This is a genomic window from Lysinibacillus sp. FSL H8-0500 (assembly GCF_038051955.1).
In the GTDB taxonomy this organism is placed as follows: Bacteria; Bacillota; Bacilli; order Bacillales_A; family Planococcaceae; genus Lysinibacillus; species Lysinibacillus macroides.
In genome coordinates, this window is the sequence record NZ_CP150292.1 from 503,879 (window position 1) to 519,537 (window position 15,659).

A 15,659-nucleotide genomic window follows, 5' to 3' on the forward strand; every position below is an offset into this window, starting at 1 on the left:
TGGGTATGTATAAACATGTACATATTCAATCATTCTGGAGGTGTTTTTCTATGACAAGGAGTAGTTATTCTTCTGATGTAAAGTGGGCCGTTGTGAAAGAAAAATTAGCAGGTGAATTAACGACGAAAGAGATTATGGAGAAATACGGGATTAAAAATAAATCGCAAGTGGAAACATGGATGCGTTGGTACAAAAATAAGGAGCTTTATCGCTTTGATCAACCAGTAGGCAAGCAGTATACGTATGGACATGGACCCGAAGGAAAAAGTGAACAAGAAATGAAGGATCGTAAAATGATGCATCTTGAAATGGAGAATGAGATTTTAAAAAAGTTTATGGAAATCGCAAAGGAGTTGAACGGAAAGTAATCTTACAAACCGTGGCGAAGTTACGTAAGAAATATACAGTCACACTCATTTTAGAGGTGTTAGATATCCCACGTGCAACATATTATCGTTGGGCGAAAGAAGGCGTTGATGAACATTCTCCCATTGAAACGGCCATTATTACGCTTTGTGAGAAAACGAAGTATCGTTATGGACACCGTAAAATTAAGCATTTATTACACAAAGAATATGGCTATCAGTTGAACCGTAATACCGTTCAAAAATGGATGCAAAAGCACAACCTCCAATGTCGGGTGAAAAAGAAACGTCGATTTAAAGCGGATCAGGGACCCGAAATAATCGCCCCTAACTTATTAGCTCGCTCTTTTACAGCTACGGCGCCCAATGAAAAGTGGGTAACAGATATTACGTACATTCAGTATGGGTCAACAACCATGTATTTAGCGACGGTTTTGGACCTATATAATAACGAGATTGTTGCATACAAACTTTATGACCATCAACAGACACCTCTGGTAATGGATGTATTAAAGGCGGCTTTAGAAGCTAGAAATGATCCCAAAGGAGTGATTGTGCATTCGGACCAAGGGAGTGTTTATACATCTTACGCATATCAAAATTTATTGGAGGAGATGAAGTGTCGCCCTAGCATGTCACGTCGAGGAAACTGTTGGGATAATGCGGTGATTGAATCGTTCCATTCCAATATAAAAACAGAGGAATTTCAACGAGTGAAACATCATTCGTTAACAAATGAGGAAACTAGATTACGTGTAATTAAATATATGAAAGAATATAATGAGGAGCGAATACAAGAAAAATTAGGCTATTTAACTCCCCTTGAATTTGGAAAGCAAGCAGCCTAATTAGGTGTTTTATGTGTGTCTCAAATGACTAGGTCAGTTCAAAGGTCGTCTTTTGTTATTCAGCGTGCTGTTCAATATAAGAAAGCATTTTTTCCCGATGGTTTGTAAAGAGAGTTTTTGCATGATCATTTAATGTATAGATTTCTTGCAAATAGCCTTGTAGCAATTTATTTTCATATTCAAAAGACGTTTTGTTTTCTGTCTCTAGCATATAATCCAGCAAAAGTGCATGTAAGACAACTACCTCTAAATTTTGTGTATTGGTAATAAATTTTAAATGAAGAATAGTTGTATGTGATACAAATTGATTAACATAGTTAATGGCATGTTGATATTGTGTGAAGTCAATATGCGGTTCAAGTCGCTTTCTTAATTGTGTACAATTATTATTCATTTCCTCCATTTTTAAAAATAAACCTCTTACACTTCTCTTATGTTGGTGTTCTAAGATACGGGCAAGATGTTTATTAACAAAAGACATTTTTCTATAACTCCTTTCGGTGATAGGGCTATTATTTATAAATATGAATGGAATTGCTGGAAAAAGAAAGAGACATTTTCATTAAATTTGGAATTGAATATAGGGGTGTAATAAGAGAAAAATCCTAGTACTAGTGAGCAAGGGAAATAAATTGGGGCTGCTATCAGACGATAGTAACCCCGTTTCATGAAATTATTTCCAATTAAATCCTTTGCTAGCTAAAAACTCTTTGATATGAGGTCGGCGTTGTTCAATTAAAAAATCAGCCATCTGTTTTGTCCAATTATCAATTTTTCTATTCGATGATCGGCTATTATAATAGGCTTCCATTGTTTCATTATACGCTGGTAAAAGTGCCTCATACTTTTCAACATTGTAGTCATTTTCATGCAATATAGCAGATACAGGCAGGCGAGGCTTTACTTCATTGCGGCGAGCAGGCACACCGATTGTTAACCCAAATAACGGGAAAACATACTCGGGTAGATTGAATAACTCACTTATTTCGGCAGGGTTGTTACGTATACCACCAATATAGCAAATACCATAGCCCATCGATTCTGCTGCAATGACAAAATTCTGCGCAAATAGGGAGACATCTGCTACACCCACAAGGACATTTTCAGCTGAATCAGCTACGATATCTACACCCTCTATTTTACCAGCAATGTGAAGACGCTTAAAATCAACACAAAAGACAAAAGCACCTCCAGAGGTTTCATATTGACGTGGGTTGCCAGAGAGGAGACCTAATTTTTCCTTTTTCTCTTCATCGGTTACCCATATCACACTATAAGCTTGGACAAAATGTGATGTTGCAGCCATTTGTGCAGTTGCAATTAAATCCTCGATGATTTCTTTTGAAATTGGTTTGCCATCATAAATGCGTACTGAGGAATGGCTGCGTAATAATTCTTTCACCATTTACATACTCTCCTTTGCTTCTTCTATAATAAAAGCATAGCATGCTTGATTGCCAAAATCGAATGAAGAAAGCTAATAAATAATAGATAGAAAAAATGAAAATGTAGAAATTATCTCGTAAAGTAGAGTATTTCATGCATTATAGATAGAACATTCTAAAATTTATGAAATGGCTGTTTATTTGGTTAAATTTATGAAATTTGGATTATTATAGAGGGTCGCTGGGCTAGTTGAACAAAATAAAGAGGGGGAAGGAATGACCGGATTCACACGTGTTAGCGATGTGAAAATCATTTGGAAAACTCCCAGATAGAATGTATACACAGATGTATCTCTCTGAATAGCGTGAGCAGGTCATCATACTCCTCACGATTTGGCAAAAGTGCTTGTATAACAAAAACGACACAATGAAAGGCTCTGCATGTACAAAAGCCTTGAAGGAGTGACTATTATCGCTCTTCCAAGGCTTTTATAATGAAAATCTATAGTAATCCAATCCATTTCCAATAAGTTGCAGAGAATAGCAAAATCAAAATAAAGCCTACAACGGTTAATGGAATACCAGATTTCAAGAAATCTTTTGTGGTAAATGCACCTGTACCATAGGCAAGCATATTTTGCGGTGCGCTGATTGGTAGGAGGAAGCCAAAGCTAATAACAAATTGCTGTACAATGACGAAACCTACTTGGTCAACATTGGCTGTTAATGTTGATGCTAAAACGATAAATACTGGTATAAGCGCGGATGCTAAGCTTGTTGCACTTGCAAAGCCTAAATGAATCAAAATATTAAAGAGTGTAACAAGTGCAATTGTGGCTAAAATCGGCATAGAGTCTAAACCAAGTGAGCCAAATACTTTATCGGATAACCATGACGCACCCTCTGTACTTAATAAAACTGTTCCTAGCATAATACCTACCGCAAAGACAATAATTGTACCCCAAGGAATATGAGGTTCAACTTCCTTCCATGTATATACTCCGATTTTCGGTAATAATAAAATAGCGATAGCAATAATTGTGACGGTTGTTGTATCAAATGGATGAAGTCTACCTTCAGTAGCCCAGAAAAATAGTAAAATAACAGATGTAATAATTAAACGTATTTCAGGACCTTTTAATGGACCAAGTTCCTCCAATTGTTTTTTGATAACCTCTTTACCACCCTCAATATTGCTTGTTTCAGGTTTAATAAGCATAATCATTACAAAAAATAGCACAAACGACATAATAATGGAGAAGGGGGCAGCGTAGAGTAGCCATGCACCCCAAGAAACATTCACATTAAATTGTTCTTGGATAAAGTTTAATGCAACCATATTTTGAGCTGCTGCTGTTTTTATACCAATATTCCAAATAGAAACAGCTTGTACGGAAGTAATAACAAGTAGGGCAGCAAGTCGACTATCACGCGGTAAACCAAAGGCTGCGACCATCCCTAGTAAAATAGGAACAACGGCACCAGCACGAGCTGTAGCAGAAGGAACAAAGAATGCAAGAGCGATTGATACTAGAATTGCTCCAAATACAATAGCTTTCGTTTTTGTTCCTACAAGTGAAAGAATCCAGAGAGCGAGTCGTTTATGCAAGTTGGTAAGCTGCATTGCTGCTGCTAAAAAAAGAGCTGCTGCTACTAGAGCGACTGCGGAATTACTAAAGCCACTTAAGGCAAGCTTTAGAGCGCCTGCTGTACCTAATTCTGTTGTAGGGTCATCAATTGTTGGCGCAAGTCCAAGCAAAACAGTAACAAGTGCAATAATCATCGCTGAGCTAACAGGGTATGAAACAGCTTCTGTTACCCAAAGAATAACTGCGAAGGCTAGGATGGCTAAAGAGCGTTGTCCTGCGAGAGGTAAATCACCGTTATTTGGTAAAAACGTAATAATAATTAGTAAGGCAAAGGCTAGCGCAATCCAGAGGGGCTTTAAATTACGTTTTGTAGCTTCTTGTTTCGGTGCTGACATATTTTCTCATCCTTTCTACACTATTATTCATAACATCGGTTAGTAAAATACTTTATTAAGATAGGAAATTGTCTATTTTATTGTAGAGTAATCAAGATGTAAAGTAGTTACTTTTTAGAGCATTAAGAGGATGATAAAGAGAAAATATATGGTCATACAAAAGACAAAATAACTATGCAATTCATGTCAGCCTATATATTTGTTATGTTACAGACTGCATAGAGGGAAATATTATAATTCTGATAAATATTTTTGTACAAAAATGTAGAGTATGTTTGTACGATTATGTATCTTATGGTTATTAAAAATAGGAGGATGGAATTTCCAATACCTCCATTAGTTAATATTGTACCCGTTTCAAGTAAATCCAATCATAATGGTTTGTTAAATTTCTGTATACTATTTCTTTTTCTTAAATGCTGAGATGACTTTAGGCTCTGTTCCTTTTGCTAATCGCTTTATATTTTCAATATGTAAAATAATAGCGAGGGTAAAAAGACAGAGTGCGATAATAGTAGGGCCGATTCCAGGAATCCACAAATAGGTTGCAGTACAAAAGACAAGATAAAACTCAAGTACCCCCACAATTAAATAGTTTGTGGCAAACGATAAAATAATAAATAATATAAGTGCAAATAAACCAATTTTCCAGTCAACAGCAAGTAAAATACCGATAATAGAAGCAGTGCCTTTGCCACCATTAAAGCCCATATAAAATGGGAAGTTATGACCTAAAATAACACCTGCCGCAATAATATATGTGAGAAGCCATCTTTGCTCCTCTGTTAAATATGTGATATCCCCCAAATATAGGTGTGCGCCAATAATGGCGATAACGCCTTTGCCAATATCAATAAGAGCAACTAAAACACCATATTTCCAGCCAAGAGAAAGTGTAGCATTGGAGGCACCAGCATTGCCATGACCAGCTTTTTTTAAGTCAACCCCCGATAAAATCTGTGCCACCTTAGAGCCATGAATACAGCCAATGAAATAGCCGACAATAACAATCATAATCACGGCTTTTACCATAAAAATACTCCCTTCAAATTTATTTCTAAAATAATGTATGTGTTCATATTACGAAAAAAAGCAGACTGAAGTTTCGGAAAAAATAAAATTTACAGGTTGACAGAAAAAAACTCTATGTTTATACTGTGTAACAACGATGGAAATTGAATCATATACTCTTATCGAGAGAGGCGGAGGGACAGGCCCTATGATGCCCAGCAACCAGTAAGTGTTACGCTTACTAAGGTGCTAATTCCTGCAGATTCTTACTCGAATCTGGCAGATAAGGGGAGGAAAACTTGCACCTGCAACCCTCTTCTTAGCTGAAGAGGGTTTTTGTTTTCTACAGAAAAATCCTCCTCATCTCCGGTACCATCGTAAAAAAATAACCATTTGGAGGTACACAATGACAGATTTTAAACCAGAAACATTATTGTTACATGGTGGTCAAGAGCCAGACCCTGTGACAGGTACTCGTACTGTTCCCATCTATCGTTCCACGGCTTTTGTTTTTAAAGACACTGCTCATGCGCAACGTCTTTTTGCCTTAGAGGAAGCAGGAAATATTTACACACGTATTACAAACCCTACTGTCGATGTTTTTGAAAAGCGTGTAGCTTTATTGGAGGGTGGAACAGCAGCAGTAGCACTTTCATCTGGTGCAGCAGCGATTGCCTTCTCCATTTTAAACCTAGCGGGAGCTGGCGATGAAATAGTAGCAGCTAGTTCTTTATATGGTGGTACTTATAATTTATTCGCAAATACATTACCAAACTATGGTATTAAAACAATTTTTGTAGATGAAACAAATCCAGAAAATTTCAATGCAGCGATTACTGATAAAACGAAGGCTGTTTTTGCTGAAGTCTACGGTAATCCAAGCTTAAAGGTTTTAGATATTGAAGCAGTTGCTAAAATTGCTCATGATAACAACTTGCCGTTAATTATTGATAGCACATTTGCTTCTCCTTATGGCTCTACACCAATTGACTTTGGTGCAGATATCGTTGTTCACTCAGCAACAAAATGGATTGGTGGCCATGGTACAACTTTAGGTGGTATTGTGGTAGACGCTGGGAAGTTTGACTGGACAAGTGGACGATTCCCAGGCTTTACGGAGCCAGATGCTTCTTATCACGGACTACGTTATGGCATTGACACAGCATCTGCTGCTTTTGCTACAAAGCTACGTGTACAATTACTACGCGATTTTGGCCCAACATTGAGCCCTGACGCTGCTTTTAATTTCCTACAAGGTTTAGAAACGCTTCATTTGCGTATTCCTAAACATAATGAAAATGCATTAGCAGTGGCTGAATATTTACGAAACCACCCATCTGTGGAGTATGTAAATTACAATGGTCTGGAGGATTTCCCTACTCATGATTTGGCAAAAAAATATTTAAGAAATGGCTTTGGGTCTGTGCTGACATTTGGCATTAAAGGTGGACGTGAAGCTGGGCGAAAGCTTATTGATAGTGTCAAGCTATTCTCACATGTAGCCAATGTAGGGGATGCCAAATCTTTAATTATCCATCCTGCATCAACTACACATCAACAACTCTCAGCAGAGGAATTGATCCAAGCTGGCGTAGCCGAATCGCTCATTCGCTTATCTATCGGTTTAGAGGCAGTGGAGGACATTATTGCTGATTTAGAACAAGCTATTGCACAGGCAACAGCAACTGAGCAAGCGATAGAAGCTTAACCTCAGGGAGATAAAGGATTATGGTGTAGCGTTTACGTATTTTCTCATTTGAAAGGCCTCATTTGGTAATACGTAAAACGTTGCTGCATCAGCTAACTACCTCATTTGGTAAATTATCAGAACTTTTTTAAAAATAATACCTAGTAATTTCATTTGAATTATTGACTTAATTAAAACCATGTTGTATACTAGGAAATAAGTTAAATGAACGAACAAGAATAATGGTGTCAGAAGTGCTCCCCCCACTTTTGAATAGATAAATAAAGAGGAGTAGTTACTATAGCTAGTAGCTGCTCCTTCCTAAAAACTGATGATAAAGGAGTGTTTTTAAATGGGTAATACTTATAGTGCACAAAACATCGCATCTTATTTTATTTATGAACTAAACGAAGGTCATGTATTTGTTAATGGTAAAGCCATTCAACACTTACTAGCATCAGTTGAAAAACAATGGCAGCAAGCTTTTGGTCACACAGCATTTCTTGAACAAACTCATGCGCAAGAGGAAGGTTATATTGTCAAGGAAGTTTTTGAAGCTTATCAAGTTTACGGTGTAAGTCATATTCCTCTTCCTGCAACAGAGTATTTCTTAAAGTATGGTGCATTCCAATTAGTAGAGCGTACATATGCTGTGCCCAATTTTACCGAAGAAGAAAAAGAGCTTGTGCAGCAAGCTTTAGCACAATATCGTTATCAATTACTATCAAAAGCAGGCTAAAACAAATCCCTTATATATTGAAGCTCATTCCTACTGCTACAGGGAATGGGTTTTTTCTTTATATGTATTTCGAACAATATATTTGAGAATACAAACATATATATAATAGAAGAAAGTTGTAGTTTATTTGTTATAAAGAAAACGTCAATATTTGTTCAAATATTATGTAGACACTTGAAAGCGTATCATAAAGGGATTGGAAACGATTTCTTTTGCACGTCTAGGGGAAACAAATGTACATCCTAGAAAGATTTTTCTTGTGTGAACTATCTATTTGCGTTACAATTTTCTTTAAGTTAAATTTTGAATTATTTGAATTTGTATGGGGTCTAAAATAAGAGAGCTTGTACCAAAATAAATAATAATGAAAAGTTTGTGGTGGGGATGAGAACCAGCACAAAATTATATAAAACTGCGGAATGTAAGTTGGAGGGAATAACAGGAATGGCAACTATAAAGGCAGCGATTTTAGGATTTGGAACGGTAGGTCAGGGTATTTACCATATATTAAATGAAAAGCGAGAAGAGCTTAAAAATAAATTAGGTATTGAATTAGAGGTAGCGAAGATTTTAGTCACAGATGCAAGCCGTGAACGCGTACCAGGAACAGCACATTTAATGACAACGAGTATGGATGATGTCTTAGCGGAGCCAGGCATGCAGGTTGTGTTTGAAGCGATTGTCAATGAAGAACCTGCCTATAGCTACTTAAAGCGTGCGGTTGAGCATAAATGTCATGTGATTACAGCTAATAAAGTGATGTTTGCCAAACGGGGCTTAGAATTGCAGACTCTTGCAAAGGTAAATGGTGTGTTTGTAGGCTATGAGGCTACTACTGCAGGTGGCGTACCGGTTATTAAAACAATGAAAAATATTTTACTTGTCAATGATGTTAGCCGCATACAAGGAATTTTAAATGGTACAAGTAACTATATTTTAACAAAGATGCGTGCACAGGGCTGTACATTTGAAGAAGCGTTAAAAGAAGCACAAAGCTTAGGCTATGCAGAGGCAGATCCATATAATGATATTTCTGGTCAAGATGCTTTTAAGAAGCTTATGATTTTAAGTGCATTGGCTTTTGATGAGCAACCTGATTGGGCAGATGTTGAAGTAATTGGTATTGATAGTATTTCGCCAGCACAAGTCCAAGAAGCGAATGATAAGGGTTTGCGTTATCGCCATGTGGCCGAGGTTGAAAGGCTTGACAATGGTAACATTGTAGCCAAAGTTGGCCCGCAATTAGTCGATAAGGAACATCCACTTTATCCAGTGGACGATGTCAATAATGCGGTTGCCTTAGAGACAAATTATATTGGTACACTTACATTAATCGGTCCTGGTGCTGGTATGTATCCAACTGCTAGCGTGATGGTAGAAGATTATGCCGAAATAATCGGTAAAAGAGCAGGGTTTGTTGTAACAATTTAAAAAAATAAGATACAGCATTATAAAGTGAAAGATGTCACGGGAAAGCGCTAATAAAATCATAAAAAGTCTGCCATTCAACAATATGCAATTGCTTGAATGGCAGGCTTTTTTAATCTTCATCTTTTACATCAATATCCTCTGGAATGGGGGTAGAGCGCCAGATTTCAATTTCTTCTTTAATACGTTCTAATTGCTGAAAATAAGTGCTGAATTGGCTGCTATTTATAAGTATTTGTTCCCCATCATAAACAGAACGAATGCGTCCCTCATAAACTAGACGCACAATTTGCTCCTCAGGCATACCAAGATCAAGAGCTGTCTCTGCCACCGTTTTATACATATAAATCGCCCCCTTTTCTTATGTTCATTATACTGCTCCTTGAACAGAAAGCATACTAAAGTAAAATGGCAATTGTTTGATTCTGGATAAATCTGTATTATTAATGATAATGAATGAATAATAAAAGAAGGTGCCTTGCTAGTAGGTGAACAATTAAGTATTATATCCTGGCTTGGTGTAATAATGCTAGTAGGCGGGGGAACAAGCAAACTACATAATGATGTGAAAACCTTAAGAAATTCTTCATTTTTATCATAACTGGTTTTTAAGATTTGAACAGTACACTAATATTTGAGAGCGAGGTGTATATCATGACGAAATTAACAGTTCTTGTTACAGATGACGATCAAGATATTCGTGATGGTATTGAAATCTATTTAAAAAATGAAGGTTATAACGTGATCAAGGCAGCAGATGGCGTAGAGGCATTGGAAAAACTAAAAAATAATGAAATACATTTAATTATTTTAGATATTATGATGCCGAATATGGATGGCATTACAGCAACTTTTAAAATTAGAGAAGAGCGCAATATTCCAATTATTATGCTTAGTGCAAAGGCAGAGGATGGCGATAAAATACATGGCTTATCAGTAGGAGCAGATGATTATGTGACAAAGCCATTTCATCCTTTAGAATTATTGGCACGCGTCAAATCACAGCTAAGACGCTATGTTCAATTAGGAACGTATAATGAAGGTACAGCAAAGGTGGAAATCGATGGACTGGTGCTTGATGAGGATGCAAAAGAGGTCATCTTAGAAGGAGAGCCTGTTCGACTTACACCAATCGAATACAAAATTACAGAATTATTAATGAAAAATGCAGGGCGTGTTTTTTCGATTCGTGAAATTTATGAACGTGTTTGGAATGAGGAAGCTTACAATGCTGAAAATATTGTAGCTGTACATATTCGAAAAATACGTGAAAAAATTGAAGCAGACCCGAAAAATCCACGCTATTTAAAGGTGGTATGGGGCGTTGGATATAAAATGGAAAAATAAACTAGAGAAGTATATATCGATTACAGGATTTATAGCTGGTGTTATTGGACTCATTTACTTTGGTGTGTATGCTTATCAACTCGTTAATGCTCGCTCCTCAGAGGTTTTACAATTGCTTGAAAGAATTTTTTAGAGGAGTGTTAGAGCTATGGTGAAAAAATGGAAAGCTTTTCTTGTGCTTATATGTTTAATTTGGACAACCTTTGGTATAGGGACTTTTATGCTTGTAGGTCATCAATATATTGGTAATTCCTATTTTGACTCTGAAAATTTCTATGGTGAGAGTAATGATTTTTTTACAGATTTAGGACCGATTATTTTAAATGCACCGAAAGCGAGTGATTTAAAAAGTAAATTAGATGCTACACAAGAAGAAATAGATGAGCATCGTAATTATTATGGTACATTGGGAGAGCAAATTGATAGCATTAAAGCACAATATGAGCAACGTATTCAAGAAGCTGTAAATGCAAATGCAACCGAATTGCAAAAAAAATTACAAGCTGAGCAAGATGCTAAAATTAAAGATATTACAACAAACTTTGAAGATGATGAGCATGTTCGTAAGAAAGTTCTTGCTGCAAAAGAGGTGCTTGTTGATAAATATATAAAGGCTGTACAAGAAGAGGCGAAGAATTTTAATAAAGTCTATCATTTTTGGTCTTATGAATTAAAAAATACAGAAACGGGTAAAATCTATCGCTTTGGCAATGTTTCAGAAAGCAGTGTTTATAAAATAGAATATACGCAGCAAAACCCATTACGAGTAGATAATATTAGCCCTAAACTAGAGGATATTTTTTATCGTACAGAAACGCATGTGAATACAGATTCTCTTTATGAACTAGCTGAATATACAGGTACTGTAACAATTCCAAAAAAAGCAATCACACAGTCAACAAATATAATGTGGGATGGCTATAAACAATTTCAGCAAAACCAATATATTTTTTACTTTGTTTGGCTTACAAGTATTGTAACTGCTATTTTTGCTTGGATGGGTCGTAAAGATGTGCTATATGTAGCGAAAAACTTGCAGAAAAAAGAAACATTAACAAAGTTTAAAATAGATATGCAGCTTATTGCCTTATTAATCACAGGTTTTATCTATTTTATTGCCTTCCAAATTGTTTATGAATCAATTGAGTATCATTATTTATACAATTATGTGCGTTATATAATCGAAATGGCTTTTAAAATAATGGTTTTCATTGTAATTGGTATAGCTTTCTTTATGCAAATCATTTGGCTTTATGCACGAATAAATACGCTAGAAAGGTTTGAAGAAAGCCTAAAATCAAGTTATTTATGGTCATTGGGTGATGCAATTACAGATTTATTTTTAAATCGCTCAATCGCCCTGCATTCAATTGTTATGCTAGCGGCAGCCTTTTTTGGTGGAGGCAGCCTTGTTGCAACGATGATAGGGGGCGGCTATGGCTTCCCATTCTTACTGCTTTGTATGATGGTAGGAATTCCAGCGCTAGCTATTTTCTTAAACCGAATGGGCTACCTAAATCGTATTATGAAGGATACGAAAGATATGGCGGAGGGTCGCTTAAATCGGGATGTAAAAGTTAAAGGCAAATCACCACTTGCAAGGCATGCGGAGAACCTTAACCATTTACGTGAAGGTGTACGTATATCTATGCATGAGCAGGCAAAAAGTGAGCGTTTAAAAACAGAGCTCATTACAAATGTTAGCCATGATTTACGCACACCATTAACCTCTATTATTACGTATACAGATTTACTTAAAAAACCAAATATTACAGAGGAAGAGCGTCAGCAATATATCCATATTCTCGATAAAAAATCAGAGCGTCTAAAAGTGTTAATTGAAGACCTTTTTGAAGTTTCTAAAATGGCAAGCGGCAATATTGAGCTTCATCGCAGTCGCGTGGATTTAACACAGCTTATCCAGCAAGCAGTAGGGGAGCATAAAGAGGATTTAAACCAGTCACGTTTAGATTTACGCATGACGATGCCACATGAACCAATTTATGCCTATGTAGATGGTCAAAAATGGTGGCGACTGATTGATAATTTAATTGTCAATGTCTTGAAATATGCATTGGAGGGTACGCGTGTCTATGTAACATTAAAGCGTACAATAGATGGCGATGCTGAATTTACAGTAAAAAATGTTGCTAAATATGAAATTGGCGAGGAAGCTGAGGAGTTATTTGAGCGTTTTAAACGTGCAGATGCTTCACGTCATACAGAAGGCTCGGGTCTTGGGTTAGCGATTGCACAATCCATTGTTGACCTACATGGAGCCCGCATGAACATTGAGGTAGATGGGGATTTATTTAAAGTAATTGTACGGATTCCAGCCGTATAGAAAAGAGATGGTGGCACAGAAACATGCCACCATCTTTTTCTTATAAGCCTAAATTTTTGGCAATAATTATTTTCATCACTTCGTTTGTGCCCGCATAAATCGACATAACAGGTATATCTCGATACCTTCTCGCAATTTTATATTCCTCCATATAACCATAGCCACCGTGTAATTGCATACATTGAGCAGCGAGCTCACGAGTATTTTCTGTGATCCAGTATTTAGCCATCGAAACTTTTGTCACAACATCCTTGCCAGCGATATGCTCCTCAATCAAGGCTTCTAAAAACGATTTGCCAAGCTCAACCTTAGTCGCCATTTCAGCTATTTTAAACTGTGTATTTTGGAAGTCGCCAATTGCTTTGCCAAATGCTTGTCGTGATTTTACATAGTCGAGTGTTAATGCAAGCATATCCTCTGCGGCTGTTTGTGCAGCAATAGCTACAGCTAATCGCTCTTGCTGTAGTTTTTCCATCATATAGACAAAGCCTTTGCCTTCCTCTCCAAGAAGGTTTTGAACGGGAACCCTACAATCTTCAAAATAGAGCTCTGCTGTGTCTTGGGCATGCATCCCAACTTTTTCAAGCTGTCGACCTTTTGTAAAGCCAGATGTATCCCCTTCAATAACAAGCAAGCTAATACCACGATGCTTTTTTTCAGTAGATGGGTCTGTTTTTACAGCAACAACCGCTAAATTAGTATGAATACCATTTGTTATAAAGGTTTTTTGCCCGTTAACAATATAATAATCACCATCACGAATAGCTGTTGTTTGAATACTTGCCAGATCTGACCCAGTGCCAGGCTCAGTCATTGCAATGGCTGTGATATATTCACCTGTAACACATTTAGGCAACCAGCGAGACTTTTGTTCATGTGTGCCATATGCCTCGATATAAGGAACAACAATATCGTTATGCAAACCAATCCCGATAAGACTTGAGCCTATGCGTTCAAGCTCCTCCTGAATAATGACACCAAAGCTAAAATCAAGCCCCAGCCCACCATATTGTTCTTCTACTTGTGGACACAGATAGCCCATATCGCCAAGCTTTTGCCAAAATGACAGCGGAATAAGATGGTCCTTCTCCCATTGCGTATAATGAGGCTCAGCTTCCTCTGTTAAAAATTTACGAAAGGTTTTACGAAATAGCTCATGCTCTGTTGTTTCAAATTTATAACGTGTCATCTGAAATAGCACCCCTTTTTGCTCGTAAATGCAAAAATTTCCTCTTACAATTAATATATTACTGGAGAAGATATGAAAATTAAAGTGATTTTAAAGTGGGAATAACAAAATTGTTATTGTTATACATTAAACGATATAAAACTAGCAATAAGGGCTCATGTTCATAGATTGATAAGGTATCGTGATATAATCGACTAAATAATAAAGGAAAGTAGAGGACAAAGATATGCCAAAAGTAATCGGCGGTATACTTTTAATTAGCATTTACAATGTATTGACCTTCTATATAGGCTGGGGATTAAAGCAGTGGCTAGTAGCGATGGGATGGTTTCGACTGCCAGTACTATTTTGGGTAGTGCTGTATATAATTGCCTTTAGTATTATTATAGGAAGGCTACATGAATCTTTACAATTTTTCTCAATTATCAGTAACTACTGGATGTTTGTTTTTGAATATGGTTTATTGTTATGCTTAGCTGCACAATTAATTATTTGGTTAACACCCTTTAAAAATGTACAAATAATTGGTAGTATAGCAATTGCTGTACTATTTGTGCTAGGCGTTATTGGCTCTTATTTAGCCTATTCTCCAGTGGTACGTCATTTAGAAATCGCTATGGATAAAAAAGATAGTGAGTTAACATCATTAAGAGTGGTTGCAGCATCCGATTTTCACTTAGGTGTTTTATCACATAAACGGCATTTGCAACGCTTTGTCGATCTTACGAATGAAGCTAATCCAGATATCGTTTTATTAGCTGGTGATATCGTGGATGATGATCCCAAATGGTTTGTACATGAGGGTATGGCAGATGTCATTAAACAATTAACATCTACATATGGAACGTATGGTATACTTGGTAACCATGAATATTATGGTAAAAAAATTCCCGACTTTATAAAAGAAATGGAAAATGCCAATGTCAAAATATTATTAGATGAAACAATTCGTATAGCAGATGCGTTTATATTAACAGGGCAAGAGGATAAAACGAATACAGACCGGAAGCCACTCGATGATTTAAAGCCTTCTGCTAACTTACCATGGCTTGTCATGAATCATACACCTGATGATTTGGTAACACCTTCAAAGCAGGGTGTTGATTTTCATGTGTCAGGACATACACATAAAGGGCAGCTTTGGCCAAATCAATATATAACAGCCCGCGTATTTGAGCTGGATTATGGTTATATGCTGAAGGAGCAGATGCATACACTTGTGTCATCAGGCTATGGCTTCTGGGGACCACCTATGCGAATTGGTAGCAGGTCTGAGCTGTGGGTAGTGGATATAAAGTTTCAGTAGTAGCTGAAAATGTATAATTTATAATA

15 protein-coding genes and 1 riboswitch are annotated in these 15,659 nt (G+C 36.7%); of the genes, 9 read left to right on the forward strand and 6 right to left on the reverse strand.

Translation table 11 applies throughout. The features are described 5' to 3' along the window. Positions 1 to 50 precede the first annotated feature (50 nt). Both MHB44_RS02355 and MHB44_RS02360 read left to right on the forward strand, forming a co-directional pair. Positions 51 to 368, forward strand: coding sequence for a helix-turn-helix domain-containing protein (locus tag MHB44_RS02355; protein WP_341300647.1), 318 nt, complete (start codon positions 51 to 53; stop codon positions 366 to 368). Between the two features lie 11 nt (positions 369 to 379). Further along, positions 380 to 1,213, forward strand: coding sequence for an IS3 family transposase (locus MHB44_RS02360; RefSeq protein ID WP_341300646.1), 834 nt, complete (start codon positions 380 to 382; stop codon positions 1,211 to 1,213). A gap of 55 nt (positions 1,214 to 1,268) precedes the next feature. Here MHB44_RS02360 and MHB44_RS02365 read toward each other — a convergent pair whose 3' ends face one another. The 4 genes from MHB44_RS02365 to MHB44_RS02380 form a co-directional block, all read right to left on the reverse strand. After that, the gene (locus tag MHB44_RS02365) at positions 1,269 to 1,694 is read right to left on the reverse strand and encodes a hypothetical protein (RefSeq protein ID WP_341301427.1); all 426 of its coding nucleotides are present in this window, start codon (positions 1,692 to 1,694) and stop codon (positions 1,269 to 1,271) included. Positions 1,695 to 1,886: 192 nt separating this feature from the next. Then, positions 1,887 to 2,618, reverse strand: a complete 732-nt coding sequence (gene chrR, locus MHB44_RS02370) for a class II chromate reductase ChrR (RefSeq protein ID WP_341301428.1) — start codon at positions 2,616 to 2,618, stop codon at positions 1,887 to 1,889. Between the two features lie 482 nt (positions 2,619 to 3,100). Beyond that, positions 3,101 to 4,582, reverse strand: coding sequence for a DASS family sodium-coupled anion symporter (locus tag MHB44_RS02375; RefSeq protein WP_341301429.1), 1,482 nt, complete (start codon positions 4,580 to 4,582; stop codon positions 3,101 to 3,103). A gap of 399 nt (positions 4,583 to 4,981) precedes the next feature. Then, the gene (locus MHB44_RS02380) at positions 4,982 to 5,614 is read right to left on the reverse strand and encodes a glycerol-3-phosphate acyltransferase (protein ID WP_341301430.1); all 633 of its coding nucleotides are present in this window, start codon (positions 5,612 to 5,614) and stop codon (positions 4,982 to 4,984) included. A 155-nt stretch (positions 5,615 to 5,769) separates the two neighbouring features. After that, a riboswitch (SAM riboswitch) is annotated at positions 5,770 to 5,883 on the forward strand. A gap of 116 nt (positions 5,884 to 5,999) precedes the next feature. Between MHB44_RS02380 and MHB44_RS02385 the strand changes: the two genes are divergently transcribed. From MHB44_RS02385 to MHB44_RS02395, 3 genes are all read left to right on the forward strand, one after another. Next, on the forward strand, positions 6,000 to 7,301 hold the full coding sequence (locus MHB44_RS02385) for an O-acetylhomoserine aminocarboxypropyltransferase/cysteine synthase family protein (RefSeq protein ID WP_341301431.1): 1,302 nt from the start codon (positions 6,000 to 6,002) through the stop codon (positions 7,299 to 7,301). 331 nt (positions 7,302 to 7,632) lie between these two features. After that, complete coding sequence (locus MHB44_RS02390; RefSeq protein ID WP_341301432.1) at positions 7,633 to 8,019, forward strand: hypothetical protein; 387 nt, start codon at positions 7,633 to 7,635, stop codon at positions 8,017 to 8,019. Between the two features lie 444 nt (positions 8,020 to 8,463). After that, a complete protein-coding gene (locus MHB44_RS02395) occupies positions 8,464 to 9,450 on the forward strand; it encodes a homoserine dehydrogenase (RefSeq protein WP_341301433.1) in 987 nt (328 codons plus the stop codon). A 109-nt stretch (positions 9,451 to 9,559) separates the two neighbouring features. Here MHB44_RS02395 and MHB44_RS02400 read toward each other — a convergent pair whose 3' ends face one another. After that, entirely contained in the window at positions 9,560 to 9,790 is a 231-nt protein-coding gene (locus MHB44_RS02400) for a DNA-binding protein (protein ID WP_341301434.1), read from the reverse strand. Between the two features lie 311 nt (positions 9,791 to 10,101). Here MHB44_RS02400 and MHB44_RS02405 point away from each other — a divergent pair, with 311 nt between their 5' ends. The 3 genes from MHB44_RS02405 to MHB44_RS02415 are packed head-to-tail and all read left to right on the forward strand — an operon-like array spanning position 10,102 to position 13,138. Next, a complete protein-coding gene (locus MHB44_RS02405; protein ID WP_341301435.1) occupies positions 10,102 to 10,794 on the forward strand; it encodes a response regulator transcription factor in 693 nt (230 codons plus the stop codon). Beyond that, the gene (locus tag MHB44_RS02410; RefSeq protein WP_341301436.1) at positions 10,772 to 10,927 is read left to right on the forward strand and encodes a hypothetical protein; all 156 of its coding nucleotides are present in this window, start codon (positions 10,772 to 10,774) and stop codon (positions 10,925 to 10,927) included. The genes MHB44_RS02405 and MHB44_RS02410 overlap by 23 nt, the downstream gene beginning before the upstream one ends. A 15-nt stretch (positions 10,928 to 10,942) precedes the next feature. Further along, positions 10,943 to 13,138: a histidine kinase dimerization/phospho-acceptor domain-containing protein gene (locus tag MHB44_RS02415; protein WP_341301437.1), complete on the forward strand. Its 2,196-nt coding sequence runs from the start codon at positions 10,943 to 10,945 to the stop codon at positions 13,136 to 13,138. Positions 13,139 to 13,178: 40 nt separating this feature from the next. On the opposite strand, the gene MHB44_RS02420 is transcribed toward MHB44_RS02415, so the two are convergent. After that, a complete protein-coding gene (locus tag MHB44_RS02420) occupies positions 13,179 to 14,327 on the reverse strand; it encodes an acyl-CoA dehydrogenase family protein (RefSeq protein ID WP_341301438.1) in 1,149 nt (382 codons plus the stop codon). Between the two features lie 226 nt (positions 14,328 to 14,553). On the opposite strand from MHB44_RS02420, the gene MHB44_RS02425 reads away from it, so the two are divergent. Next, positions 14,554 to 15,633: a metallophosphoesterase gene (locus MHB44_RS02425; protein ID WP_341301439.1), complete on the forward strand. Its 1,080-nt coding sequence runs from the start codon at positions 14,554 to 14,556 to the stop codon at positions 15,631 to 15,633. The last annotated feature ends 26 nt before the right edge of the window (positions 15,634 to 15,659 follow it).

Excerpts from the sequence above, each read along its gene's own strand:
- MHB44_RS02355 (WP_341300647.1), top strand. The coding sequence starts at position 51 with ATGACAAGGAGTAGTTATTCTTCTGATGTAAAGTGGGCCGTTGTGAAA.
- MHB44_RS02365 (WP_341301427.1), bottom strand. The coding sequence starts at position 1,694 with ATGTCTTTTGTTAATAAACATCTTGCCCGTATCTTAGAACACCAACAT.
- chrR (WP_341301428.1), bottom strand. The coding sequence starts at position 2,618 with ATGGTGAAAGAATTATTACGCAGCCATTCCTCAGTACGCATTTATGAT.
- MHB44_RS02375 (WP_341301429.1), bottom strand. The coding sequence starts at position 4,582 with ATGTCAGCACCGAAACAAGAAGCTACAAAACGTAATTTAAAGCCCCTC.
- MHB44_RS02380 (WP_341301430.1), bottom strand. The coding sequence starts at position 5,614 with ATGGTAAAAGCCGTGATTATGATTGTTATTGTCGGCTATTTCATTGGC.
- MHB44_RS02385 (WP_341301431.1), top strand. The coding sequence starts at position 6,000 with ATGACAGATTTTAAACCAGAAACATTATTGTTACATGGTGGTCAAGAG.
- MHB44_RS02390 (WP_341301432.1), top strand. The coding sequence starts at position 7,633 with ATGGGTAATACTTATAGTGCACAAAACATCGCATCTTATTTTATTTAT.
- MHB44_RS02395 (WP_341301433.1), top strand. The coding sequence starts at position 8,464 with ATGGCAACTATAAAGGCAGCGATTTTAGGATTTGGAACGGTAGGTCAG.
- MHB44_RS02400 (WP_341301434.1), bottom strand. The coding sequence starts at position 9,790 with ATGTATAAAACGGTGGCAGAGACAGCTCTTGATCTTGGTATGCCTGAG.
- MHB44_RS02405 (WP_341301435.1), top strand. The coding sequence starts at position 10,102 with ATGACGAAATTAACAGTTCTTGTTACAGATGACGATCAAGATATTCGT.
- MHB44_RS02415 (WP_341301437.1), top strand. The coding sequence starts at position 10,943 with ATGGTGAAAAAATGGAAAGCTTTTCTTGTGCTTATATGTTTAATTTGG.
- MHB44_RS02420 (WP_341301438.1), bottom strand. The coding sequence starts at position 14,327 with ATGACACGTTATAAATTTGAAACAACAGAGCATGAGCTATTTCGTAAA.
- MHB44_RS02425 (WP_341301439.1), top strand. The coding sequence starts at position 14,554 with ATGCCAAAAGTAATCGGCGGTATACTTTTAATTAGCATTTACAATGTA.